The 22,895-nt window shown below is 57.3% G+C and carries 20 protein-coding genes; 4 read left to right on the top strand and 16 right to left on the bottom strand.

Annotation, left to right across the window (positions count from 1 at the left end):
* Nucleotides 1-6: 6 nt before the first annotated feature.
* From TR36_RS11790 to TR36_RS11775, 4 genes are all read right to left on the bottom strand, one after another.
* Complete coding sequence (locus TR36_RS11790; RefSeq protein ID WP_062763174.1) at nt 7-966, bottom strand: ABC transporter ATP-binding protein; 960 nt, start codon at nt 964-966, stop codon at nt 7-9.
* Nucleotides 963-1,946: an ABC transporter ATP-binding protein gene (locus TR36_RS11785; RefSeq protein WP_045392279.1), complete on the bottom strand. Its 984-nt coding sequence runs from the start codon at nt 1,944-1,946 to the stop codon at nt 963-965. Before TR36_RS11785 ends, TR36_RS11790 begins: the two co-directional genes overlap by 4 nt.
* A gap of 53 nt (nt 1,947-1,999) precedes the next feature.
* Nucleotides 2,000-3,631: an ABC transporter substrate-binding protein gene (locus tag TR36_RS11780; protein WP_237763557.1), complete on the bottom strand. Its 1,632-nt coding sequence runs from the start codon at nt 3,629-3,631 to the stop codon at nt 2,000-2,002.
* A gap of 167 nt (nt 3,632-3,798) precedes the next feature.
* On the bottom strand, nt 3,799-4,512 hold the full coding sequence (locus TR36_RS11775; RefSeq protein WP_045392281.1) for a FadR/GntR family transcriptional regulator: 714 nt from the start codon (nt 4,510-4,512) through the stop codon (nt 3,799-3,801).
* A 141-nt stretch (nt 4,513-4,653) separates the two neighbouring features.
* Here TR36_RS11775 and TR36_RS11770 point away from each other — a divergent pair, with 141 nt between their 5' ends.
* The gene (locus TR36_RS11770) at nt 4,654-5,361 is read left to right on the top strand and encodes a fumarylacetoacetate hydrolase family protein (RefSeq protein ID WP_062763172.1); all 708 of its coding nucleotides are present in this window, start codon (nt 4,654-4,656) and stop codon (nt 5,359-5,361) included.
* A gap of 68 nt (nt 5,362-5,429) precedes the next feature.
* Here the strand turns inward: TR36_RS11770 and TR36_RS11765 are convergent, their stop codons facing one another.
* From TR36_RS11765 to TR36_RS11735, 7 genes are all read right to left on the bottom strand, one after another.
* Nucleotides 5,430-7,019, bottom strand: coding sequence for a gamma-glutamyltransferase family protein (locus tag TR36_RS11765; RefSeq protein WP_062763303.1), 1,590 nt, complete (start codon nt 7,017-7,019; stop codon nt 5,430-5,432).
* A 534-nt stretch (nt 7,020-7,553) separates the two neighbouring features.
* Entirely contained in the window at nt 7,554-8,615 is a 1,062-nt protein-coding gene (dctP, locus tag TR36_RS11760; protein ID WP_045392287.1) for a TRAP transporter substrate-binding protein DctP, read from the bottom strand.
* Between the two features lie 19 nt (nt 8,616-8,634).
* The gene (locus tag TR36_RS11755; protein WP_045392289.1) at nt 8,635-9,924 is read right to left on the bottom strand and encodes a TRAP transporter large permease; all 1,290 of its coding nucleotides are present in this window, start codon (nt 9,922-9,924) and stop codon (nt 8,635-8,637) included.
* Entirely contained in the window at nt 9,924-10,511 is a 588-nt protein-coding gene (locus TR36_RS11750; RefSeq protein ID WP_045392291.1) for a TRAP transporter small permease, read from the bottom strand. Before TR36_RS11750 ends, TR36_RS11755 begins: the two co-directional genes overlap by 1 nt.
* Nucleotides 10,512-10,568: 57 nt before the next feature.
* The gene (locus TR36_RS11745) at nt 10,569-11,087 is read right to left on the bottom strand and encodes a flavin reductase family protein (protein WP_045392292.1); all 519 of its coding nucleotides are present in this window, start codon (nt 11,085-11,087) and stop codon (nt 10,569-10,571) included.
* On the bottom strand, nt 11,087-11,977 hold the full coding sequence (locus tag TR36_RS11740; protein ID WP_045392293.1) for an aldo/keto reductase family oxidoreductase: 891 nt from the start codon (nt 11,975-11,977) through the stop codon (nt 11,087-11,089). The genes TR36_RS11745 and TR36_RS11740 overlap by 1 nt, the downstream gene beginning before the upstream one ends.
* Nucleotides 11,977-13,131: an LLM class flavin-dependent oxidoreductase gene (locus tag TR36_RS11735; RefSeq protein ID WP_045392294.1), complete on the bottom strand. Its 1,155-nt coding sequence runs from the start codon at nt 13,129-13,131 to the stop codon at nt 11,977-11,979. The genes TR36_RS11740 and TR36_RS11735 overlap by 1 nt, the downstream gene beginning before the upstream one ends.
* A 98-nt stretch (nt 13,132-13,229) precedes the next feature.
* On the opposite strand from TR36_RS11735, the gene TR36_RS11730 reads away from it, so the two are divergent.
* The 3 genes from TR36_RS11730 to TR36_RS11720 all read left to right on the top strand — a co-directional run bounded on the left by TR36_RS11730 (nt 13,230) and on the right by TR36_RS11720 (nt 16,531).
* Nucleotides 13,230-13,955: a GntR family transcriptional regulator gene (locus tag TR36_RS11730; protein WP_045392295.1), complete on the top strand. Its 726-nt coding sequence runs from the start codon at nt 13,230-13,232 to the stop codon at nt 13,953-13,955.
* Between the two features lie 10 nt (nt 13,956-13,965).
* Nucleotides 13,966-15,099, top strand: coding sequence for a Gfo/Idh/MocA family protein (locus TR36_RS11725; RefSeq protein WP_045392296.1), 1,134 nt, complete (start codon nt 13,966-13,968; stop codon nt 15,097-15,099).
* A 547-nt stretch (nt 15,100-15,646) separates the two neighbouring features.
* Nucleotides 15,647-16,531: a MurR/RpiR family transcriptional regulator gene (locus TR36_RS11720; protein WP_062763301.1), complete on the top strand. Its 885-nt coding sequence runs from the start codon at nt 15,647-15,649 to the stop codon at nt 16,529-16,531.
* On the opposite strand, the gene TR36_RS11715 is transcribed toward TR36_RS11720, so the two are convergent.
* From TR36_RS11715 to TR36_RS11695, 5 genes are all read right to left on the bottom strand, one after another.
* Nucleotides 16,528-17,538, bottom strand: a complete 1,011-nt coding sequence (locus tag TR36_RS11715) for a PDR/VanB family oxidoreductase (RefSeq protein ID WP_045392297.1) — start codon at nt 17,536-17,538, stop codon at nt 16,528-16,530. The two genes, TR36_RS11720 and TR36_RS11715, sit on opposite strands and share 4 nt — an antisense overlap.
* Nucleotides 17,539-17,603: 65 nt before the next feature.
* On the bottom strand, nt 17,604-18,245 hold the full coding sequence (locus tag TR36_RS11710) for an aromatic-ring-hydroxylating dioxygenase subunit beta (protein ID WP_045392298.1): 642 nt from the start codon (nt 18,243-18,245) through the stop codon (nt 17,604-17,606).
* Nucleotides 18,242-19,534, bottom strand: a complete 1,293-nt coding sequence (locus tag TR36_RS11705) for a Rieske 2Fe-2S domain-containing protein (protein WP_062763299.1) — start codon at nt 19,532-19,534, stop codon at nt 18,242-18,244. The genes TR36_RS11710 and TR36_RS11705 overlap by 4 nt, the downstream gene beginning before the upstream one ends.
* A gap of 33 nt (nt 19,535-19,567) precedes the next feature.
* Nucleotides 19,568-21,076 carry a glutamine synthetase family protein gene (locus tag TR36_RS11700; RefSeq protein WP_202814417.1) on the bottom strand — a complete coding sequence of 503 codons (1,509 nt, stop codon included), beginning with the start codon at nt 21,074-21,076 and terminating at the stop codon, nt 19,568-19,570.
* Between the two features lie 280 nt (nt 21,077-21,356).
* On the bottom strand, nt 21,357-22,766 hold the full coding sequence (locus TR36_RS11695; protein WP_062763297.1) for an amidohydrolase family protein: 1,410 nt from the start codon (nt 22,764-22,766) through the stop codon (nt 21,357-21,359).
* Between the last annotated feature and the right edge of the window lie 129 nt (nt 22,767-22,895).

The following is a 22,895-nucleotide window of genomic DNA, read 5'->3' as shown; positions in this document are numbered from 1 at the left end:
TAGGGGTCAGGCCGCTACGACCGGACAGGCGCTGCGTCGGGTAGGTGTAGTCGGCAAAAGCCGGGGTACCGCGCCCGCGCAACCCGGCCGCATCAACGTGCAACGCGGGTGAAAGGCACAGCCCTCTGGCCGACGTGCCGGATTGGGCGGCTCCCCCTGTAGTAGCGTGCTCGGATCCAGCCGGGCCCCCGGGATCGGTACGGATGCCGCCAACGCACGGGTATAGGGATGGCGTGGGCTAGAGAATATGTCATCGGATGACGCCTCCTCTACGATGCGCCCCAGATACATGACGGCGACACGGTCGCAGATATTGCGGACTACCTTCAGGTCGTGACTGATGAAGACCATGGCAATGCCATGCCGGTCCTGTAGGTCGCGCAGCAAATTGACCACCTGCGCCTGAATGGACACATCAAGCGCCGAGACAGGTTCGTCACACACCAATAACCGGGGGCTGGTGGCCAGCGCCCGTGCAATCACCACGCGCTGGCGTTGTCCTCCAGATAGTTCGTGCGGAAATCGGCCTGCCTGATCAACCCGAAGGCCCACCTGTGCCATCAACGATCTGGCACGGTCGTTGCGCTCCGAGGCGGTGCCGATCCCGTGGATTGCCAGCGGTTCGGCAATCTGTTCGGCTATGGGCAGGCGCCTGTCCAAAGCCGCCAGCGGATCCTGAAACACCATCTGCATCTGCGCCCGCAATTTGCGCCAGCTTGCGGTACCCAATGCGGGCATGGGCGCGCCGTTGAAGCGGATTTCACCCGCGTCAGGTGGATCGATCCCTAGAAGCATTCTGCCCAAGGTCGATTTTCCCGATCCGCTTTCGCCAACCAGCCCGAGTGCTTCGCCCGGAGCGAGCACCAGATCCACGCCGTCCACCGCGCGAACGGCCTCGGGGGGGGTAAACATGCTTTTTCGTGTCAGATAGGTGCGAACCAACCCGTGCGCTTCCAGAAGCATCATGCGAACACCCCTTCGCGAGAAACGAGCGTGGCTGCGGGGACGGGGTGGAAACAGGCCAATGCCCGCCCGTCGGATTGGGGCAATAATGTTGGGCGTTCACTTGCGCAGAGGGATGTGGCACGGGCACAGCGCGGCGAAAAGGCACATCCCGCCGGGGTATTTTTTGGATCGGGCACGGTGCCCGGAATGGGGACCAATCGACTGCGGGGACCGTCAAGCCGTGGGATCGCGTCAAACAATCCGCGGGTATAGGGGTGTCGCGGTGCGGCAAACAGGGGTTCGCGCCGCGCTTCCTCTACGATGCGGCCGGCATACATCACCGCAACCCGATCGCATACCGCCCCGACCGCGCCCAGATCATGACTGATGAACACCATCGCCATGCCGGTTTCACGCTGCACTTCGGTCAGCAACGCAAGGATCTGGGCCTGAATCGTGGCGTCAAGCGCGGTGGTGGGTTCATCGGCAATCAATAGATCGGGTTGCCCTGCAAGCGCCATCGCGATCATGACACGTTGGCACTGGCCACCGGAAAATTCATGCGGATAGAGGTCCAGCCGTCGGGCCGCGTCCGGGATGCCCACACGGTCCAGCAGGCTGATGGCTTCGGCGCGGGCTGCCGCCCCACGCAGTCCGCGATGGAGGCGCAGCGCCTCCGCGATCTGCTGCCCTACACGACGCACGGGGTTCAACGCCGATGACGGGTCTTGGAATATCATTGCGATCCGACCACCGCGTATGGTTTCAAGTACGCTGCGTCCGCCGCTGACCAGATCGCTGCCTGCGGTTTCCACCGTTCCGGTAATCCGGGCCTTGGCTGGCAAAAGCCCCAGTGCGGCAAGCCAGGTCACCGATTTTCCGCATCCGGACTCCCCAACCAAACCCACCGTTTCTCCGGCGCTGATATCAAGGTTGATCCCGTGGAGTACGGGCACGCCATCAAAGGCGACGCGCAGATCGCGGATACGGACAAGGGTCATTCGGTATTCCTGCAAATTCAGGCGCGGCAGGAATACCGCCGCGCCAAGGGGGATCAGACGTTCCAGTTGCCGGAGCGGAAATCCATTGCGAAGGCGGGTGCTGCCTTCCAGTTGAGTTCGGATTTCATGCCGGTGAAAACCGCGTTCTGGTGCAGAACCTGATAGGCCGGGTCCTCGCGTTCGGTGATTTCCAGCATCCGTGCAAAGGCCCGCTTGCGTTCGGCATGGTTCGTGGAGGTTTCCATGATGACCGACATCTGGTTTACCTCGTCATTCCAGTAGTCGCGGTTCTGCTGCACCTCACCGTTCGGGCCGAACTGCACGACCATCGGTGTAATCGGGTCGTTGATGGTGTTTGAGGCGGACCAGTCGCGGACCCCTTTCACGCCGCTGTTTTCGTGGATCTGCGCCCAGTTTTCGCGCATCTCGATTTCCACGTTCAGGCCGACCTGCTTCCACATCTCCACCATGATCATCGCGGTGGGCGTCTGGTTGGTGTAGTAGTTGTTCAGCAAACGATAGGGGATTGCATCGCCCTTGTAGCCGGCCGCAGCCAAGAGTTCACGGGCGCGGGCCGGATTGAATTCGGGCACGGTCCATCCTTCGATGAACATGTCGGATGTCTTGAAGCTATCGAATTGCAGACCTGCGGGAACGACGGTCTGGTCATCCCACAGCGCCTTCGTGATGGCATTGCGATCGATTGCATGTGTCATGGCCTGACGGACACGCGCATCTGCCAGAATCTCGTTCTGCTTGTTGAAAACCGAAATCCGGTGGTTCCAGATGGTCGAGGATTGCACCTCGAGCCCCGGCGCATTGGCTACAGCGCCGATCTGGTCCGGCGGCAGGTCGCAGGCAAAATCGTATTCACCCGACAGCAGGCCGTTCACGCGGCTTGCAACCTCGGGCACCTCGACAAAGCGGATCTGCTGCAGCGGCGGTGTACCACCCCAGTAATCATCAAAGGCTTCGAGGGTCAGGGATACATCGGGGCGGAAATCGGCGACGCGGTAGGGGCCTGTGGTAACGGGCTTCGAGGCCCATTCGGCATAACTGCCCGCCTCATCCCATGCACGTTTGTTCGTGATTTGCGAACCGCTGGAATAAAGGCGGCCTTCCATCGTGACGTCGGGCGTGGCGTTGACGAAGCGGACGGTATATTTGTCCACCGCTTCCACACCGCGCAGGGCCGGCCAGATGCGACGCGCAACACCGGGGATGTTGGCCGGCAATTGTTTCGCATTATCGGGGCGGAAATTTTCGGCATAGAGCGTCTTGCCCCCGGCAGGCTCGCTGCCTCCGAACAGGCGTTCGTCGGAGAAGGAGAAAACCACATCCTCAGCGGTCAGCTCGTCACCATTGTGGAAACGCACACCTTGCCGCAGCTTCAGCTCCATGGTGCGATCGTCAATCCGCTTCCACTCTGTAGCAAGGCCGGGCAGGGGGCCTTGATCGCCCATCCAGTTGCGCAGGATCAGGCCTTCCCACAGGTTTGGCAGCATCACGCGCTCGGCGACGTTGGACTGTTCGTTCCAGATATCCAATGTGCCGTTGATCGTGATTTTCTGCACCGCGATCGTGATCGATCTGCGGCTTCCTTGCGCGCGCATGCCACGCGGCAGGATCAGTGTTCCGGCAGCTGCGCCCATCAGGCCCAGTGTATGGCGACGTGTAAAGTGCATGATTTTTCCCTCAGGCGGGGCGCTGTGGCCCAATTCTGAGGCGCACACTGCGTATCGTTCTTGAAAGTTTGACGACACGACGGCCAAGGTTTTATGTCAGCCAAGCAGGGTGGTTGTTGCGGTATCGTTATCCGGTCAATCCGTGCCGCAGTTTCGAGCCGGAAAGATCACATCTCCGTTTCGGGATGCAGCAGCTTTCGGGTCACCGTCTCCAGATGATCCCGCATCGCCTTTTCACTTTTTGCCGGATTTCTTGCTCCGATAGCGGCGACGATGCGGGCGTGTTCGGCAAAGCTGTGGTGATCCGGCGGTGGTCCGTCAGGGTTTGCTCTTTGTCTTGCCCACGCCATTGTCCGCCGTACGTTGTTCAGATTGTCGAACATCATCAGCAGAACGCGGTTGCGGGTCCCATTGGCGATTGCGCGGTGAAACCGGTTATCCCATGTTTCGTACTGTCGCCAGCTATCTGCACGCTGTCCGTTTTGCAGACTGGTGGTCATTTCCTGTATGTCCGCCACTGATGCATGAAGCGCGGCCTCTCTGGCCAGCATGGGTTCCAGCAACAATCTGGCACGCAATACCTCAATCGGGCTTGCCAGCAGTGCGATACCGGACTGTTCTGTTTCCTCTGCGGCAGATCTTGGACCGAAGAACGTTCCCTTTCCAACATGCCGCCAGATGCGACCCTGCGCCTCGGCTTGGGCCAGAGCCTTTCGCAAGGCCCCGCGCGACACCCCCAACATCTGGCAAAGGTCACGTTCGGGGGGCAGCCTGCCCTCTACACCGGCGTCGAATTGCGCCAGAAACGCCTGAAGTTGCGTATAGGCAGCATTTCCATCAGACCCGAATGATTTGCCTGCCGGGTTCGGATCATTATCCATAGGGCTTCCAAAACAGATAGCAGGGACATCCCATTCTAATGGGAAAAAGCGTATTGAATCAATCTTTCGATCTGACCATTGAACCAATGATAATATTGGTTAGCATTGGTCATAAGGTAATATTGGATAAGGAATCCGGTCTTGGCTCTTGATAGCAAACGCACTGATTATGTCCTTCCGCCGCCCCAACCGGTTCTCATTCCTGTGGCAGGCAGTGATGCACTGTTTCCCGTTCGGCGCATCTATTGCATCGGGCGCAATTTTGCCGCTCATGCCGTGGAAATGGGGCATGACCCGGACCGCGAACCGCCGTTCTTCTTTCAGAAGAACCCCGACAATATCCTGCTCGAGGGGCAGGACCTTCCTTATCCGCCAAAAACCGCTGATCTGCATTTCGAGGTGGAAATGGTTATCGCCTTGGGAAAGGGGGGCGCGAATATCGCCCCGGATGAAGCGCTTGGCCATGTATTCGGCTATGGTGTCGGGCTGGATATGACGCGCCGTGATCTGCAGGCCGAAGCCAAGGAGATGCGCCGGCCATGGGAAATTGGTAAGGCCTTCGAACATTCGGCCCCATGCTCCGCGCTTGTTCCTGCGTCTGAAATCGGCCATCCGGCTGAGGGGGATATCTGGCTGGCGGTTGATGGGGAACGGAAGCAATCCGGGGATCTGAACCAGATGATCTGGAAAACGCCAGAAATGATCTCTTATCTCTCGGAGTATTTCGTTCTTGCACCAGGAGATCTGATTTTTGCAGGTACACCGGCTGGCGTAGGCCCTGTTAGCAAAGGTCAGGTTATGGAGGCCCACGTTGCAAATGTAGGCACTTTGAAAGTGGCTGTTATCTGACGGGCTCTTCGGACATCAGGCAGCCCGGGCTTCCTGATGTCCGATGTCTTGATGATACGCATGGAAGGTCAGAATCCAGCAGCCTGTCCATCCTTGCGATGATCCGAGCCTGCTGCATATCCACCGCCCGGAAGGCGGTGAACCAGTTGCGCGCCGCCAAACCCGAAGGCGTTATCGGGCGTTTCTATAGTGATCCTGTGACCGTATGACCGCAGCCCTTCGATGACATCCGCAGGTAGCGTCGGTTCGCAGGCAACGTCCAGCCCGTCCAGCATACGCCAGCGCGGCGCGTCTGCCGCCGTTTGCACATCCTGACCCCAAAGCTGGGTACGCAAGAACAGCTGGACGTGGCCCTGCGCCTGAATCGGGCCTCCCATCATCCCGAAGGCCATAACCGGTTGCCCCTTGGACATCACAAAGCCCGGAATGATCGTATGAAAAGGCCGCTTGCCCCCCGCCACGCAGTTGGGATGGCCGATGGCGGTGTTGAACCCCGCCCCCNGGTTCTGCATGGAAATGCCACAGCCGGGGATGGTAACGCCGGACCCAAATCCAGCATAATTGGACTGGATGAAGCTGACCATCATGCCGGAAGCATCGGCTGTATTAAGCAGAACCGTACCGCCCCGTTTGGGCGCGCCAACCGCATGGTCAACGGCCCGCGCCGGATCGATCAAGGCCGCCCGCGATTTCAGGTAGGCAGGCGAAAGAAGCATGCTTTCGTCGACATCAGTCATATGCCCGGCATCGGCCACATAGGCGTGAAGATCACGGTAGGCGAGCTTGATGGCTTCGATCTGCAGATGTATGGACTGGAGATCATCAGGGCCGTATTCCCGAATACTCGTTTGCTCCAATATCCCGAGTGCCATGAGGGCGGCAATTCCCTGACCATTGGGCGGAATTTCATGCAACTCTGTCTCACCAAAGCCTTGGCTGATGGTCCCGCACCAATCGGCACGATGTGTGGCCATATCATCCAAGGTCATCGTGCCGCCGTGCTGTTGCATGAAACTGATGATTTCCCGCGCAATAGTGCCTTCGTAGAAATCCTCGCCCCCGGATTGTGCAATTGCACGTAAGGTGCGCGCAGCTCCGGGATTGCAGAAACGCTCACCCGCAAGCGGTGCGCGGCCATCCGGCAGGAATGTGTCTGCAAACCCTGGTTGATTCCCCAGTGTTCTGGCGGCATTTGCCCAGAGTTTGGCGATGACAGGGGAAACGATAAACCCGTTTTCGGCATAATGGATAGCAGGGGCCAGGACCGTAGACAGATCCAGCTTGCCGAACCGTTCCGACAGGGTGATCCATGCGCTGATCGCGCCGGGTACTGTAACGCTGTCGATGCCGTTTTTAGGCATGCCTTCGGGAAACCGCTCGGGGCTCCAAGCTGCAGGCGCGCGGCCAGAGGCATTCAATCCATGTAGCTCCTTGCCGTCCCACAGGATGCAGAATGCATCCGATCCCAGCCCGTTGCCCGTAGGCTCAACGATTGTCAGGGCCGCCGCAGTTGCGATGGCAGCATCAACCGCATTGCCGCCCTGCTGCATAATGCGCAGTCCGGCCTGTGTCGCCAACGGCTGTGAGGTGGCAACGACATTATCAGCCAGAACCGGAGAGCGGCGGGACGGATACAGCGGATCATGGCGGAAATGCATTCGAACGTCCTTATGGAATGGCAGTGATTGCGGATATCCTGCGCTGCGTGGAGCGGCCTGCCGGATTGCGGCACCGATTTTCCGGCTATGCAGTAGTGCGGTCCCACAAGTTTTACAAGGCGATGGCCAATTCACGACGCGCTGACCCAAAAGGATTGTCATAATCTGGATATGAGGGGGGCAGTCACAGCAGACCTCTGCCGCATTTTGTGTGCGAGCACTGTATACAAGCCGTGGTAATTTTCAGTCCGGTTGGACAGGTCCAACTGAGCTTTCGTATCAAGTTTCATCGGCGCGCATGCAGAGGTCTGGTGCGGTACGGGGGGGGGGGCTCGTTCCGGGCGATAACGGGCGTATGCACGTCAGGCTGATCGCCGTGTTCAAGGATTTCCAGAAGACCCACGCCCAAAGCTGACCGCCGATTGCATCGTCAAACCAAATGGGACCTGATTTTGTAATAACCATTTGCCGAAACGGCATAACAAAACGCCCCAACCCGTTGAGGATTGGGGCGCCGGAACGCAAATTCTGCTTTTATTCGATATCGCTGGCGCGATTGGCGGCGATTTCCGATTCAACGGCTTCAACCTTGGAATTCAGGTCGGCAAGCATTTCCTCGCCACCGGAAACATTGGCCGTAAACCATTCGTAAACCGGCTGGGCCGCCTCGACGAATGCTTCTTTCTCTTCCTCGGTCGGTACATAGAGATCGCCACCACCAGCTACGAAATCCTCGTATGCCTTGATGGATTTACGTTTGGGCGATGCGAATGTGGCCTGTTGCAGCTGATAGAACCCATCATCCACAATCGCGCGGATATCTTCCGGCATCTTGGTGAAGGTATCATTCGACATCCACCAGAATGCGCTCATATAGGCGTGCCCGTCCAGCGTCAGATATTTGAGGCCTGCATCCGGAAACTTCATCGACATGATGTCGGTGATACCGTTCTGCGTACCTTCAACCACGCCCGTCTGCAGCGAGGTAAACAGCTCAGCCCACGGAATGGGCGTCGGGGAGGCGCCTACAGAGCGCACCAGCTCCTGCGGCAGATCGGCTGAAACCGTCCGCATCTTCATGCCGGCGAGATCGGTCGGCTTCTGTACCCGGCGTTCGGTATTGGCAAAGTTGCGCCATCCCCCGGTGTTGCCGATTGTCATCAGGCGCATCGTGTCGCCGGAGTCGGTCAAGATCTGGTTGCGAAGATCCCGGACAAAATCACCTGACAGCACCGCTTCGGCCACCCGGTCGTTCGGCAGGATATATGGCAGGTCCAGAACCTGTACGTAGGGGAACAGGCCCGATGCACCATCCGAAGTGGAGATGTAGATATCGATCAATCCGTCGGCAATCCCCTGAAGACACTCTGCCCCGTTCGAGCACAGCTGCGTGCCCATGTAGATGTCTACCTTGATTGCCCCGTTCGAAGCGGCCTCCACATAGGATTTGAAGACCTGTAGGCCGTCATAATCCTCGTCGTTTTCATTGGAGTTGGCTACGGCGCGCAGGGTGTATTCCTGCGCCATTGCCGGCAGGGCGATGGCCGTGCCAAGCGCCATCACGGCCGCCAGTGTCAGTGTCTTTTTCATAATCATATCCTCCCACAGAATGAAATTAGTTAGCAAAACCGGTCAGGCGCGGAATAGTCAGCGAAATTGCGGGGAAATAGGTGATCAGGAAAATCACCAGAACCTCGACCGCAAGGAACGGCAGAATTGCGCGCGAGATTGTTGAAACCCGTTCCCCCGAAACGGCTGACGCTACGAACAACACTAGTCCCATCGGTGGTGTCGCAAGTCCCACGGTCAGGTTTACGCACATGATCATAGCAAAGTGGATGCTGTCTACGCCCATTCCGGTAAATACCGGCCCCAGGATCGGCCCAAGAATGATGATTGCGGGGCCCGCGTCCAGGAACATCCCGACGACGAACAACAGGATGTTGATCAGGAAGAGCAGAAGCAGTGGATTGTCGGTCAGGACCAGAATGAATTCGGCCAAGTGCTGCGGTGCGTGGCTGAGCGAAACCACCGTCTTGAACGACATTGCAGCGCCAACCAGCAGCAGAACGACAGCCGAAGTGATACCGGCGCGGCTCATGACGTCCGGAAGATCCCGGAAGCGGATGGTCTTCAGAATGAACAGGCTGACGATCAGCGCATAGAGCACGGCAATCGCAGCGGCTTCGGTCGGGGTAAAGACCCCCACGAGAATACCACCCAGAATGATGACAGGGGTCATCAGCGGGAAGAACGCCTTGAGGCTTGCCTCACCCCGCTCGGGCCAGGTGTATTTCTTGGATGCAACCGGGAAATCGTACTTGTTGGCCATCAGTTTGACGAGGATCATCAGGCCAATGCCGACCAGAAGCCCGGGAACAATTCCGGCAAGGAACAGTGCAGCAACGCTTTCGCCCATGACATAGGCGTAGATGATCATGATGCCAGACGGCGGAATGATCGGCCCGATAACAGAGCTGGCTGCCGTGATCGCAGCTGCAAATTTACGCGTGTAACCCTGTTTTTCCATCGCCGGTATCAGCATTGACCCAAGCGCGGATGTATCGGCCACAGCACTGCCCGACAGGCCTGCAAACAGCATGGACGACAGAATGTTCACATGGGCCAGACCACCGCGGAAATGGCCGATGAAGGCCTGGCTGAACTCCACTAGACGGTGGGTGATCCCGCCCCGGTTCATGATTTCCCCGGCCAGCATGAAGAAGGGGATTGCCATCAGCGGGAAGCTGTCGATCCCGTTATACAGGTTGCGGTAAAGAAGCGTGAGATCTCGCTCCTGACCGTTCAAAAGCAGCAAAAGGCCCGGCGCCGCCAGAAGTGCAAAGAACACCGGCAATCCAACCAGAAGAAACACAAGGAAAAGCGGGAGAAACCATACCAGCATCATTCGGCTCCTTCTGTATGGGCCGTGGACATTTCAGGAATGTCCTTCATGCCCAGCAACAACGCGGTATTCCGCAGCAGCAGTTCGATATTCACGATAAACAGCATTACCATCCCGACCAGCAGGGATGCCATCATCCAGCTACGGGGCACGCGGTACCAATGGCTGAAATCGAAGGATGTCGGAAGGTAAAGCGAAGCGCTGGCGAACCGCCCGCCAATGCCTGTCACCTCAGCCCATACGATCTGGACCGAGAAATAAAGCACAGCGAGGGTCAGTGCCAGAAGCACCTGGTTCAGAATGCGCGCGGCAACCTTCGGTAGCAATTCTGGCACGACATCGATTGCGACGAAACCGCCGCTTCTAAAGGCGATCGGGGCCATAAGCCCTGTCATCCATAGCATGCAGAACCGTGCAGCCTCATCGGGCCACGACAGGGCATTGCCCAGAAAATAGCGGCAGAATACTTGCGTCAACGCAACGACGACCATCAATGCAACGGTCGCAACCCCCAAGATTCTCGAGAGTGCCAGGATGAAATCATTCATCCGGGATAAAGACTGGATCAGCCTTCTTAGAAAATTCATATATCTCCCCCCACGCCAAATTTCGCATTCCAGCTCCTCTTCCGGAATGCGATGCGCCTAATTGCTGTGTAGCCGGCTCACCTTTCCCTGAAAGAATATCAACGGCAGTCCTTCGCGCATCTGCGCACGAAGGACCTCGCCTACAACAATCGCATGATCCCCCGCGTCATGAACCGCGTGGCGGGCACAGTCGAAGCGTGCCAGGCAGTTCTGTAGGATAGGCACATCATTGTCGTTCACTTCCATCGCATGGCGCAGAAGCGCACGCTGGTCTCGTGCCACTTCATATGCCAAGGATTCCTGCTCTGCACCCAGAATATGGATGGAAAAATGCAAGGCATCGGTAAAGGCGGCAAAACGGGATGAGCTGCGGGCCGGTGCCCATTGGACCAGCGGCGGGTCCATGGAAACCGAGGAAAAGCTGTTGGCCGTTATCGCGACGCAACCATCGGGGCCGCGGGTGGTTACGACCGTAACCCCCGTGGCGAACCGACCGAAAACATCGCGCAACATCCGGCCATTATCGGGCGCGGGAACAAAACTGCTGGTCCCGATGGCGCTTGCCGGACCGTTCATCAGGCAACCTCACGGCCGAGTGCGGCCTGATACAGGCGGAACCACTGCTGGCGGTCCAGATCCACCTTGCAGGCATCGGAAATGGCTGCAATGCGTGGCAATGAATTGGTGCCCATTACCGGCAAAATCTTGGCCGGATGGCGCAGCAGGAAGGCAACCGCAACTGCCGCCCGATCCACACCGAATTCGGCGGCCAGCTCATCCAAGACGGATGCCACAGGGCCGTCACCCGTCATCAGGCTGCCGCCGCCCAACGGTGACCACGCCATCACGGCATCCCCCCGCATCTGGTGAAACGCAAGATCGCCGTTGCTGAAGGGTGCAACGCTGGCCAGCGAGATCTCGATCTGGTTGGTTACCAGCTTTGTCGTCATGCCGGATTGTAGCAGATCGAAGTCATATGGGCGGAAGTTCGAAACACCTACCGCGCGCACCTTGCCTTCGCGGACCAGTGCATCCAGCGTTGCGCCGGTTTCATTATGGTCCAGCAAGGGGTCAGGTCGGTGGATCAACAGCAGATCCAGATAGTCTGTGCCGAAATCACGCAGTGTATTCTCAACGGATTTGCGGATATGCGCCTCGGATGTATCATAATGCTTGCACGATACATCCGAATATTTGCCGCAAGGGGCGACGATATCGCATTTCGACACAAGTTCGATCTTTTTGCGAAGGGCCGGATCGGCCTTTAGCGCCTCTCCGAGAATCGCCTCGGCAGTGTAATCGCCGTAGATATCGGCTTGGTCCATCGCCGTGATGCCCTGATCAAGGCAAGCGTCGATCTTTGCGCGGACATGGGCCACCGATGTATCGGTATCGTCACCAACCCGCCACATGCCATAGACAAGACGAGAAAAAGACAGATCTTCGGTAAGTGTAATGCGTTCCATTAGCGACGTTCTCCTGCGCCTAGCGGCGTTTTGGGCGTAGTTTCAGGCACGCGGCCCCATTCACGGTTCAATTGGCAGGTTTTCATCTGCGGCAGGACGCGGCTGCCGAAATGCTCCGCTTCTTCGATGTGCGGATAGCCCGACAGGATAAAGGACCTGACGCCCATTTTCTGCAACTCTTCCAGCTTGGACAGCACCTGATCGGTCGATCCGACAATCGCGGCACCACAGCCAGATCGCGCCCGCCCGACACCCGTCCACAGGTTCGGTTCGATATATCCCTCAAGATCGGCAAGTTCGCGGTTGCGCGCCTGACGGCTGACGCCAAGCGAAGTGGCGTCGAGCGCACGTTCCCGGATCAGCTTGCCTTGTTCATCGTCCAGCTTGGAGACGATCTCACGGGCGTATTCGCGTGCTTCGGTTTCCGTATCGCGCACGATAACATGTGCGCGGAAGCCATAATCCAGCACGCGGCCATGGCGTTCCGCTGCGGCATGGGCTGCCTTCATCCGGTCGGCAATATCTTCGGTCTTTTCCGGCCACATCAGGTAGACGTCACAATGTTCACCGCACAGATCCAGTGCCGCGGGCGAATAGCCCCCGAAATAAAGCATCGGGCCACCCGTCTGGTAGGGCTTTGCCGGATCGGTGTTCACATCGCTGAAATCGTAAACTTCGCCGTGGAAGTCGATCTTGTCCTGCGTCCACGCCTGTTTCAGGATCTGGACCACTTCACGCGACCGCTGGTAACGGAAGTTGCTGTCAGCCTTCTCTCCGGGGAAATCCGACGAGATGATGTTGACGGTCAATCGGCCGTTCATCATGTGATCCAGCGTTGCAATCGTGCGCGCCAGCATGATGGGCTGCATTTCGCCACAGCGTACAGCAGCCAGCATGTTGATCCGGTCGGTAATCGGGGCGCAGCCCGCCACGAAGGACAGCGTGTCCTGCCCCACCTGATAGGATGACGGGCACAGGATGTTTCCGAATCCCTGCGCTTCGGCTGTTTTCACGATGTCGGAACAATGCGCCCAGGATGACCGCAAATCGTTTTCCGGCACGCCCAGATGGCGATAATCGTCGGAGCAAAGTGCTGAAAACCAAGATACTTCGACCTTATCAAGGTCGGCCGAGGTTACGGGTACGATAGTCATGCTTTCCTCCCCAGGTTGCGTAACTTTACACTTGCGTACCCCTGTCCTTGATGTAAATCAATAGTGCATCAATTAATTTCGGAGGGGAGGCCGAAAAATTGGACGCAACCCGCCGCTCGTCGCTTGCACGCCCAGATGCGCTGCCGATCCACTTGCAGATCGAAGAGCTTTTCATCCGTGATATCGCCGCCGGAAGGCTGATCGACGGGCAGCGCCTGCCGACCGAGCGGGACATGGCGGCCGCGCACGGAACAACAGTTCGTACCCTGCGCAAGGCCTTGGCAGAGCTGGAGGCCAAAGGCCTGCTGGAACGTCGTCAGGGTTCCGGTAACTATGTGCGTGCCGGACAGCCGGTGACATCGGTGTATTCGATGTTCCGGCTGGAGCATGCCATTGGCGGCGGCGGTTTGCCAAATGCCGAGATCATTTCTGTGGACCATCTGCCAAAGGATGATCAACAGCCGGAATATGGCACGTCGGACCACGCCACCCGATTCCGTCGTCTGCGGTTTCTGGATGATGTGCCGATCGCCATCGAAGAGATCTGGCTGGATGGGGGCGCGGGGCAGGTGCCGCGCGATAAGGTTCAGGATTCTCTTTACCTGACCTACAAGCTTGCCCTGAAGCTATGGATCACGCGGGCAGAAGACCGGGTGGGAATCTCGACTGTTCCCGATTGGGCGCATGCTCGGTTCACCCCCCGCAGCGGCACCATAACCGCATATATTGAACGGCTGTCCTGGGCGCAAACGTCCAAGGCGGTCGAATTTTCTCGAACCTGGTATGACACCGACAAGGCGCTGTATGTACAGCGCCTGATCTGAGGAGGATCACATGACGACCGAAACGCTGGTACGCGCCACAACCCGGACGTTGAATTACGGCATCATTGGCTGCGGCATGATGGGGCAGGAGCATTTGCGCAATATCGCCCTGTTGGATAACACAGCGATCGGCGCGATTTTCGAGCCAGATGCCGAAATGCGCGCCCATGCCCGCAAACTGGCGCCAAACGCGCAATTCGTCGACAGCATCGATGCGCTGTTGGATGTTGAGGATCTTGACTGTCTGCTGATCGCCAGCCCGAATTTCCGCCACCTGGAACAGTTGCAGGCCATCGCTGCGCGCCGCCCTCTTCCCATTCTGGTCGAGAAGCCTCTTTTCACCGATGCAACCCAAGCAGCGCAAATCAGCGAGTTTGCCGCGACATATCCGGCACCCGTCTGGGTTGCGATGGAATACCGGTATATGCCTCCTGTGGCCAAACTGCTGGAGCAGGCGGACGCTGCAACGGGCGGCATCAAGATGCTGACAATCCGCGAGCACCGTTTTCCGTTCCTGCACAAAGTGGGCGACTGGAACCGATTCAACAGCCAGACAGGGGGCACATTCGTCGAGAAATGCTGCCACTTCTTCGATCTGATGCGCCTCGCCCTGAAATCGAATCCGGTGCGGGTGATGGCCATGGGTGGTCAGGCCGTGAACCACTTCGATGAAAAAGTGGATGGCAAGACCCCTGATGTTTTCGACCATGGTTATGTCATTGTGGATTTTGAAAACGGCAGCCGTGCAATGCTTGAACTTTGCATGTTTGCGGAAGGTGCGCGTTTTCAGGAAGAAATCTCGGCTGTTGGCCCTACGGGCAAGATCGAGGCCTTTGTTCCTGGCCCGGGGCGTTTCTGGCCCGCGTCTTTGGGAGAAGCCCCCGTGCCCGAGGTCATCATCTCGCCACGTTCGCCCAAAGGGCCCCGGCTGGAACCTGTGCCGGTCGATCCGACGCTGCTGGAAGCAGGGGACCACAATGGTTCAACCTTCTACCAGCATCAGGGATTTGCCGCTTTGGTCCGCAATGAAATCAGTGCCGCCTCCGTTACGGTTTCCGATGGGTATTGGGCAGTTCTGATGGGGCTTGCCGCGCAGCGCTCGATGGAAGAGCGTCGCTGCGTGGAAATGTCGGAATTCCTATAACCTTGTTTCCTATGTAACAGGGTTTATTCCTGATCTACATGTATATGCTTATGGCGGGCGCTTACTCAGTGTGATGTAAGCGCCCGTATCATATCGCCCGTAGAGTTGATGTCAGCTGATTACCACATGCTCTCGCATATTGGTGTATGTGCGACAAATTTCCGCATGACCGGTGACGTGCCATCAACAAAATAAAAAATTCCGTCTATTTATAGAAAAGACCATAAATGAAAATGGCTTCAAATTGATCTTTCATACATAATTATCGATTTTATTGCGTCAAGCTCGCTTTGAGGTGACCTCTCTAAATAAGGACTGCCGTAGTATAATATATTGCTATCGTTGAATTTACCGGTCAGTCGTGATGCTATGGTAATCTACCAAATGCAATTTATGGTTAATATCCATTAATGTATAATCTTAATGGATAAGTATCCCCCTCGTGGGGGCAGAGCTACAATTTACCCGTATCGACTCGCCTTGAATAATGGCTGCATTAAAGGGATATACTTTGGTGAGTATCCTGTTTGGGGAAAAGTAGGTTGATATGGCTGACAAGTCGGCTGGAAACACACAGACGGTAGCAGAACGTCTTCGAAGTTATCGCTCTGTAATGACGACCGCAGAATTGGCCATCGCTAGCGAATTAATGGGGAATTACCCTGTTTCCGGATTGTTGCCGATCGTTCAGCTGGCTGCAAAGGCTGGTGTCAGCGCGCCAACGGTCACGCGACTTATCACCAAGCTTGGGTATTCCGGCTACTCCGCCTTTCATGATGCCCTGCGACAAGAGGTGCAGGCACGCATGTTTTCGCCGCTTGATGTCTATCCCGAAGAGGAAAAGGCAGATACCGACCCCGTCAGCCGTGCCGCATCGTCCTATATCGCCTCGATAACCTCCACATTCCAGCATATCGACAATCGTGATGTTAAGGCTGCCGTGGCCGCCTTGGCGGATCCTGCGCGCAACGTAAGCTTGATGGGCGGACGTTATTCCCATGTGCTGGCACGCCATCTGGGAGCTTACTTGTCGCTATTGCGTACCGGTGTATCGGTTGTGCCGGCGGATTCAGGTGGGCGTATCGGAAGTCTGGTTGATCTTGGGGATCGCAGCGTTGTCGTCGTTTATGATTTCCGCCGGTATCAGCAGGTTTCGGTGGATTGGGGCGTAGCTGCTCTGAAGCGGGGGGCATTCCTGATTGTGGTCACGGATCAATACCTGTCTCCGCTGTCCTCGCAGGCGGATGCGCTGCTTACCGCCAATACTGCGGGTGTGGAACCGTTCGATTCCATGACCGGTGCGTTTGCGGTTACCGAAATGCTGATTTCAGAAGTTGCCCGCAGCATCGGCACCAATGCACGTGACCGGCTGGCTGATTACGAAAGATTGCAGATCAAGGAAGAAGATCCCCGTATCCGGCGCAGGCCTTAAAGATCTAGCACCAGTTTGCGGGTGCAGGCGCGGCTGACACAGATCATCATCGTTTCATTTGCGGCACGTTCCTCGTCCGAAAGGACTGTGTCGCGGTGATCAGGGCATCCGGAGATCACCGCGGTTTCACATGTCCCGCAGTAACCATCCGCGCAGTTGAAGCTCAGCCCCTGCCGTTGCTTGCGCGCCTCGCCCAGAATACTTTGCCCCGGGCTTATGGTTATGGTCACGCCAGTGGCACGCATTTCCACCTCGAAGGTGCCGTCAGGGTCGATCGGCGCTGTGTCGTCTTCACCATGAAGCGGTGGCTCTTGCACAACAGGTTTCTGAAGATCGGGGCGGCCGAACCGTTCCATCCGAAAGGCAAGCCCGCGCGTCGTACTTGCGGTCTCGGCTGCCGCCATCAATCTTTCAGGGCCGCAGCAATAGACTGTGGTGCCAAGCGCACCGCAGTCCAGCACTTGCTCGATGTTCATCCGCTCACCGGTATCACCGGCAAAGACATGTGCATTTCCGCCGGAGAGGGTAGATATTTCCGGCAGGAAGGCCATACGGGCCCGCTGTTTTCCCAAATAGTACAATGTCCAGCGGCGTCCTTCGGCAGCTAGGGTACGGATCATTGGCAAGACAGGTGTAATGCCGACACCTCCGGCGATGAACAGGTGATGATCCGCCGTGAAATCCAATGGAAAATCACATCGCGGCCCCCTGACGGGCAGCTTGTGCCCGACCAATTGCGTGCGGTGCAATTCCCTTGAACCGCCGCGCCCCTCAGCCTCAAGCAGGACGGCAATGTCATAGGTGCCACTATCAGGCGTACCGCAAAGGGAATATGACCGGATCTGCCCTGATGGCAGTGTGACATCGATATGGGAGCCGGCATTCCACCGGGGCAGTGGTGCTCCCGATGGGTCAGAAAATGACAGCCCCATAATTCCCTCTGCCAGCCATTGGCTCCGCGTGACGAGCAGATCGCGGGCGAGGGGTAGGTCTGCTGCATCATCCATAAGGATATTCCTCGTGCATTCGGCCAAACCATTAGCAGCCACATGGCTGCTTCGGGGCTGCGTGGTCAGATCAGGAAGGTCAGGTTATGGTGGGCGCGTTGCGCATCCAGAAGGCAGACTACCTTTCGGTCGATCTTCAACTTGCCATCTTCGGATTTGAATACATGCCCCATCCAGCCGCTCAGCGTCTGGACTGGATTATTGGCACGCATTTCGTGAAGGATGAATTGCGAGCGGACCTTTACCTCACCCTTGGTTACAGTGGACACCCTTACAAAACCGGATGCATGATGCGCCGTATAAGAGGGCGGTAGTTGGGAATAGGCGACACCGGTCCGCAGCCACACAATTCTATCCCCCATCCGCCGCCTGTCATCGAAGGCGATCGTGACATGGCTTTGTGGATCAAGCTCTGCGTTGGCAGGTAGATCATGCGCCGCAGGAACCCAATAGACGCATTCGCGGGTATAGAGCTGATACCAGCGTTCAAAATTGCGTCGGTCCAGCAGCCAGTTCTCCTGCAGGATCAATGCTTCGTAATCCTGCCGCTCCGCCTCGGTCAGCGGAGCACCGGCGGCATCCCATTCCTGCATGTCCGCCCGCAGCTTCGCATAATAGGCGTCATTGATATAGGGTGAGGTTTTCGCATCCGCGAGGATGTCATCGACCGTAAAGCCCGGGTCGAAATAATCATCAAGGCTTTTCATTGCGCCACCAGTTTCGTCGTGGAGGTCATCCATTTCTGCCACTCGGCCCAGAATGCGCGGATCGGAAGTTCGTCGGTTACTGGGCCTGTAGTATGCCCGTGTTCATCGACATATTCCTTACCGGTCGTGCGATGGCGGCTGACCACAAGCCATTCCATTTCGGGAACGGACAGGCCTGACTGGCATTCTTCGAAATTTGCCAGATCATCCGGTTCGCCAAACGAAGGGAAATCCTCTTGCAGCCGCATGCGGAGAGAGTTGATTTCAGGGGGAATGTCATCTGCCTCGATCGATGTCGAATACCAGATCAGGTCAGTCCGCGCCAGCGCGCGCGGTACAATCACCTGTATCTGATTGCCGATGATCAGCAGGTTCGGGAAGATGTTCAGGTTCATGCCGGATCCCATGACCATATCCAGCGCAGCCTCGGCCTTTTCGCCCATCCTTGTGCGCAATGTTTCTACATAGCTGTCCTCGCCGGGCATAGGGGCGGATTGGTCCCAATAACGTTCGATCTCACGCCGCTGATCCAGAAAAGTATGCCCGTTCCCAAGATCGGCCACCGTCTGCAGCCCTTCGTCCACGTTTCCCAGAACCCATTGCATATCCACCCCGCCGCCATAGCGATCCTTGCGCATCCGCAAAAGCGATGCGTGCGAAAATCCCGGATGGTAGCCGTCGGCAGAGTTGTCGTTCACCAGCTTCCAGTTGCCGTTGCAGATCAGTTTATGCTGACCGTGCCGTACCGAAATTCTGCCCCCCGGCCACCTGTCCATCCATTCATCCAGGCGACGTGCGGCATGTCCCAGATGCGTTTCGAGATCGGGTAGTTCGGAATTCAGGGTGCCGAAGATGAAACCGCGATATTCAGCGACCCGCAGCTTGCCCAGACCCAGTTTCGATTTGTCGAAATCGGGGCCGTAGCCCTCTTCCATAGGTACACCGACCAATGCGCCGGTATTGTCGAACGACCAGTTATGATAAGGGCAGGTAAAGCGGCGGGCAGTTCCGGATTCATCGCGGCACACTGTTGCTCCGCGATGTGTGCATCGGTTGAGCACGCCATGGAACTGCCCATTCCGGTCTTTTGTAACGATCACAGGGCGCAGGCCCAATGTACGCCGCACAAAACTGTAGGGCTTGGACAACTCGCTGGCGTGCGCGAGGTATGTCCAGGTTCCGCCATAGATCTTGTTCATTTCTGTGCGGAATATCTGCTCGTCTGTATAGAGCGTTCGATGTACCCGATCGGCTTCGATCAGGTCGGAATAATCGGTTGGATCAGGCATGAAACCCTCCGGAATACTGATACATGCGACAGGTCAGTAGCGAGTGAAATATTCGCGGTGTTCCCATTCGGTAACCACCTCTGGCGTTGCGGCCCAATCAGGGTGCGCGGCGGTGAAGCGGGCAATTTCCGATTTCTTGATCCCGATCAGCCACGCAATGAATTCCTCCCCGAAGGTATCCTTGAAGAACGTGGAACCGGCCAGAATTTCGACAGCATCCGGCAGGTTCGTCGGCAAAAGCGGACGGTGCGTTGCTTCATAGGGCGATGCCTCCAGCGGGCCGGGGTCGATCCGGTTGCGGATTCCGTCGAGTCCGCTGGCGATTTGGGATGCGATATACAGATAGGGGTTTGCCGTCGGCTCCCCCACACGGTTTTCCACGTGGGTAGCCGGATCACCCGGCCCACCCTGCACACGGATCATCGCCGCGCGATTGTCGTAGCCCCATGTCGATCTGTCAGGGGCGAGCGAATTCGGCTTTCTGCGTTTGTACCCGTTGACGGTAGGCGTGGTGAATACCGATGCTTCTACTGCGTGTTGCAGCAGACCGCCGACGTAATGGCGCGCGACCTCTGTCAGCAATTCGCCGCTTTCCTCGCATGCGGCAAAGATATTGATGCCCGTGTCATCTGCCAGACTTTGATGCAGATGCCAGCCAGAGGCAACGAAATTGGGAAGGCCCGGCAGCGTCATGAACGTGGCATGATAGCCCATCCGCGTGCAGACCTGTTTCACCATGGACCGGAATAGCGTCATCGTGTCAGCCGCTTCAAGGCCGGATTGAACGTCGAAGGTAAACTCCAGCTGCCCGGGACCCATCTCGTCTTCCATCGTCCGCAGGGGCAGGCCAAGCGCCGTGCAGTGATCGGCCAACGTATCAAGGAGTGTTGCGATCTGGTCGTGATGTTCTTCGGCCTGATAGGCATACCCACGCCAAAGTGCCTCAACCTTCGGGGGGGTGGGCGGAATGCCAAGGCCGCCCATATGTACGGCACCCAGGTGCTGGTCGAGCAGGCGCGTCACATAGAATTCGATCTCCAGCCCCGCAACGACGTGATAGCCCTCGCGCCTCATATCGGCCTCGACTGCCTTCAGCTTGTGGCGCGCATCAAATGGCATCGGCCGACCATCATGGAAATACATATCCCCCAGAATCCAGCCTGTCCGGTCACACCACGGCAGAATCTTGAAGGTATTCGGGTCCGGCACCAGCACCACATCAGGAAAGCCCGCCATTTCGGTAAATCCGAGGCCGCCATCCGTCGTAAAGGGGTTATAGGCAATGCCTTCGGCACTATCGAAATTGTATTGTGCGGTGGTGAAATCCAGCCCGTTTTTCATCGCCGATCTGAACGTCTTTGGCATGAGCGTTTTGCCCCGCAATTTACCTTGCGGATCGGCCGTTGCGACACGGATGGTTCGAAGCTTCTTTTCTTCCACCAAGGCCAGAACCGCCTCCGCTTCCGAAATCTGCTGTTCGGTCCAAAGCCCGTGCTTGCGGATAAAACCCATGTCGATCGGAATTGTATTCAACTGGTTCATAACACGGCTCCCGATAATGGTGGCTGGAGATGATGCGTTTTCATTATTTGCCTAGATGTCGTTTTATTTTCATTCGCACATCAAGATGAAATACCGAAAACATCCGTCCGCGTGCGTATTCGGGTGAATCTATCGCCAAGTGACGATTTGATTTACAGAAAATATGCCCGTCCGCGCAAATTTTTGCCGAAATGATAAAATACCACGACCGATAATGGGCCATGGTTTATGCAGCTGCAGTTTTTGAGAAAGCTGGCGCAGGCCGCGCCTGCACCTGTTTTCAGCCGGTCAGGGCGTCGCGCGCCTCGGGCAGATCCCATATCTTATGAATTGCACTGGCACCGGCATTCACGACGGCGGCTTCGTCCAGATCGCAGGCCATACCGTTCTTGATAAGGACGCGCCCATCGACCATGACCATGCCGATATTTGCACGATTTGCCAGCCAGACCATCGCCCGCAGTGGGTCATGCATGGGCTGCAGGTGTGGATGGCTGAAATCGAGCACGGTCAGATCCGCTTTGGCCCCTATTGCGATCCGGCCCAGGTCATCGCGGCGCAACGCCTCGGCGGCATGCAGGGTGACGGCGTTGGCCAGCTCGGGCGATGTTGCCTGGCGGGCATCTCCGGTCGTGATCTTTGAAATCAGGGCGGCTGCATTCACCTCTGCCAGCAGGTCCATATTATAACCGTCGGCCGCGACAACGGTACGCACCCCGTGGCTTCGAAGCCGGGCGTAGGACGCTACCGTGCCGCTTCGGGCAAAAACACGTGGGCAGTTGAGGATCGTGGTATCCCGCGCCGCCATGAGTGCCAGATCTGCATCGGTGGCGCGAATGCAATGGGCCACCGACATATCACGGTCCATCACACCCAGCCAGTCAAGGTATTCGATTGGCGTGCGCCCGCCATAGCGGCGGGCAATCGTTTCCATTTCGCCGACGCTTTGGGCTGCATGGATTGTGGACGGTACCCCTAAATTCCGGGCGTGATCCGTAATATGGCGCAGAAAATCCGGATCGCAGGTATCAGTGGCATGGGGGCTCATGGCAAGGCGTATGCGACCGTTGTCCTTACCCTCCCAAAGATCATGGAGGTTTTGCCAGATTTCCAGATCGCGCATCGGATTGGTGTCTGACGCCTGGTAGTCTATGGTGCCATCGGAGTTGCCCACCGGCATATCGGCTGAAAAGAGATAGGGTGCGCCGTAGAAGCGGATGCCCATTTCCATCGCGGCATCGAACATCTCCGGAATGGTCGCGCGAAACGGTTCCATGACCGTGGTTGCGCCCCCCTTCAGCAATTGCAGAATGCCCAAGCGGGCCACTGCCATACGTTCATCGCTTGTCAGGATGTCGGCGCCGATACGGGTCAGGGGCATCAGGACAGTGTAGATTATGCTGGCCCCTGCGCGACGGCCACCGCCATCTTCACAGTGGGTGCGGGCCACACCTTCGGAAAAGCAGTGATTGTGAAGGTTCATCATGCCGGGAATGATGAATTGGTGTGGGCGGTCGTGAACCTCGTCGACCTGTGTCGGGCGGTGAGGCGTGATATCCACGATCGTGTCGCCCTCTGTCACGACCCAAGTATCGCGCAGCACCTGCGGCGCGCCTGCAACGAATGCAAGAACATGGCGACCCAGCACAGCTTTGGTGCCAACGGCCTTTGCAGGGGCGAGGAGTGTCATGGGGCGGTCCGATATCTGATTGATGCCGTAGCGTAGCTTGCGCTGGTCCTCGGCATCAATTCCCGCAGCTATCCAAATCCGGACATATCTATATGAATAGGTTATAGTCCAAGACGGCGGGTATAAAAT

Origin of the sequence: Falsirhodobacter sp. alg1 (genome assembly GCF_000739715.2) — a bacterium.
Taxonomy (GTDB): domain Bacteria; phylum Pseudomonadota; class Alphaproteobacteria; order Rhodobacterales; family Rhodobacteraceae; genus Falsirhodobacter.
The sequence above is the reverse complement of the archived record's forward strand: the minus strand, read 5'-3'. Positions and strand labels throughout refer to the sequence as shown.

Excerpts from the sequence above, each read along its gene's own strand:
- TR36_RS11785 (WP_045392279.1), bottom strand. The coding sequence starts at position 1,946 with ATGACCCTTGTCCGTATCCGCGATCTGCGCGTCGCCTTTGATGGCGTG.
- TR36_RS11710 (WP_045392298.1), bottom strand. The coding sequence starts at position 18,245 with ATGAAAAGCCTTGATGATTATTTCGACCCGGGCTTTACGGTCGATGAC.
- TR36_RS11790 (WP_062763174.1), bottom strand. The coding sequence starts at position 966 with ATGATGCTTCTGGAAGCGCACGGGTTGGTTCGCACCTATCTGACACGA.
- TR36_RS11740 (WP_045392293.1), bottom strand. The coding sequence starts at position 11,977 with ATGGAACGCATTACACTTACCGAAGATCTGTCTTTTTCTCGTCTTGTC.
- TR36_RS11745 (WP_045392292.1), bottom strand. The coding sequence starts at position 11,087 with ATGAACGGTCCGGCAAGCGCCATCGGGACCAGCAGTTTTGTTCCCGCG.
- TR36_RS11720 (WP_062763301.1), top strand. The coding sequence starts at position 15,647 with ATGGCTGACAAGTCGGCTGGAAACACACAGACGGTAGCAGAACGTCTT.
- TR36_RS11715 (WP_045392297.1), bottom strand. The coding sequence starts at position 17,538 with ATGGATGATGCAGCAGACCTACCCCTCGCCCGCGATCTGCTCGTCACG.
- TR36_RS11755 (WP_045392289.1), bottom strand. The coding sequence starts at position 9,924 with ATGCTGGTATGGTTTCTCCCGCTTTTCCTTGTGTTTCTTCTGGTTGGA.
- dctP (WP_045392287.1), bottom strand. The coding sequence starts at position 8,615 with ATGATTATGAAAAAGACACTGACACTGGCGGCCGTGATGGCGCTTGGC.
- TR36_RS11775 (WP_045392281.1), bottom strand. The coding sequence starts at position 4,512 with ATGGATAATGATCCGAACCCGGCAGGCAAATCATTCGGGTCTGATGGA.
- TR36_RS11750 (WP_045392291.1), bottom strand. The coding sequence starts at position 10,511 with ATGAATTTTCTAAGAAGGCTGATCCAGTCTTTATCCCGGATGAATGAT.
- TR36_RS11735 (WP_045392294.1), bottom strand. The coding sequence starts at position 13,131 with ATGACTATCGTACCCGTAACCTCGGCCGACCTTGATAAGGTCGAAGTA.
- TR36_RS11725 (WP_045392296.1), top strand. The coding sequence starts at position 13,966 with ATGACGACCGAAACGCTGGTACGCGCCACAACCCGGACGTTGAATTAC.
- TR36_RS11700 (WP_202814417.1), bottom strand. The coding sequence starts at position 21,076 with ATGAACCAGTTGAATACAATTCCGATCGACATGGGTTTTATCCGCAAG.
- TR36_RS11780 (WP_237763557.1), bottom strand. The coding sequence starts at position 3,631 with ATGCACTTTACACGTCGCCATACACTGGGCCTGATGGGCGCAGCTGCC.
- TR36_RS11695 (WP_062763297.1), bottom strand. The coding sequence starts at position 22,766 with ATGACACTCCTCGCCCCTGCAAAGGCCGTTGGCACCAAAGCTGTGCTG.
- TR36_RS11705 (WP_062763299.1), bottom strand. The coding sequence starts at position 19,534 with ATGCCTGATCCAACCGATTATTCCGACCTGATCGAAGCCGATCGGGTA.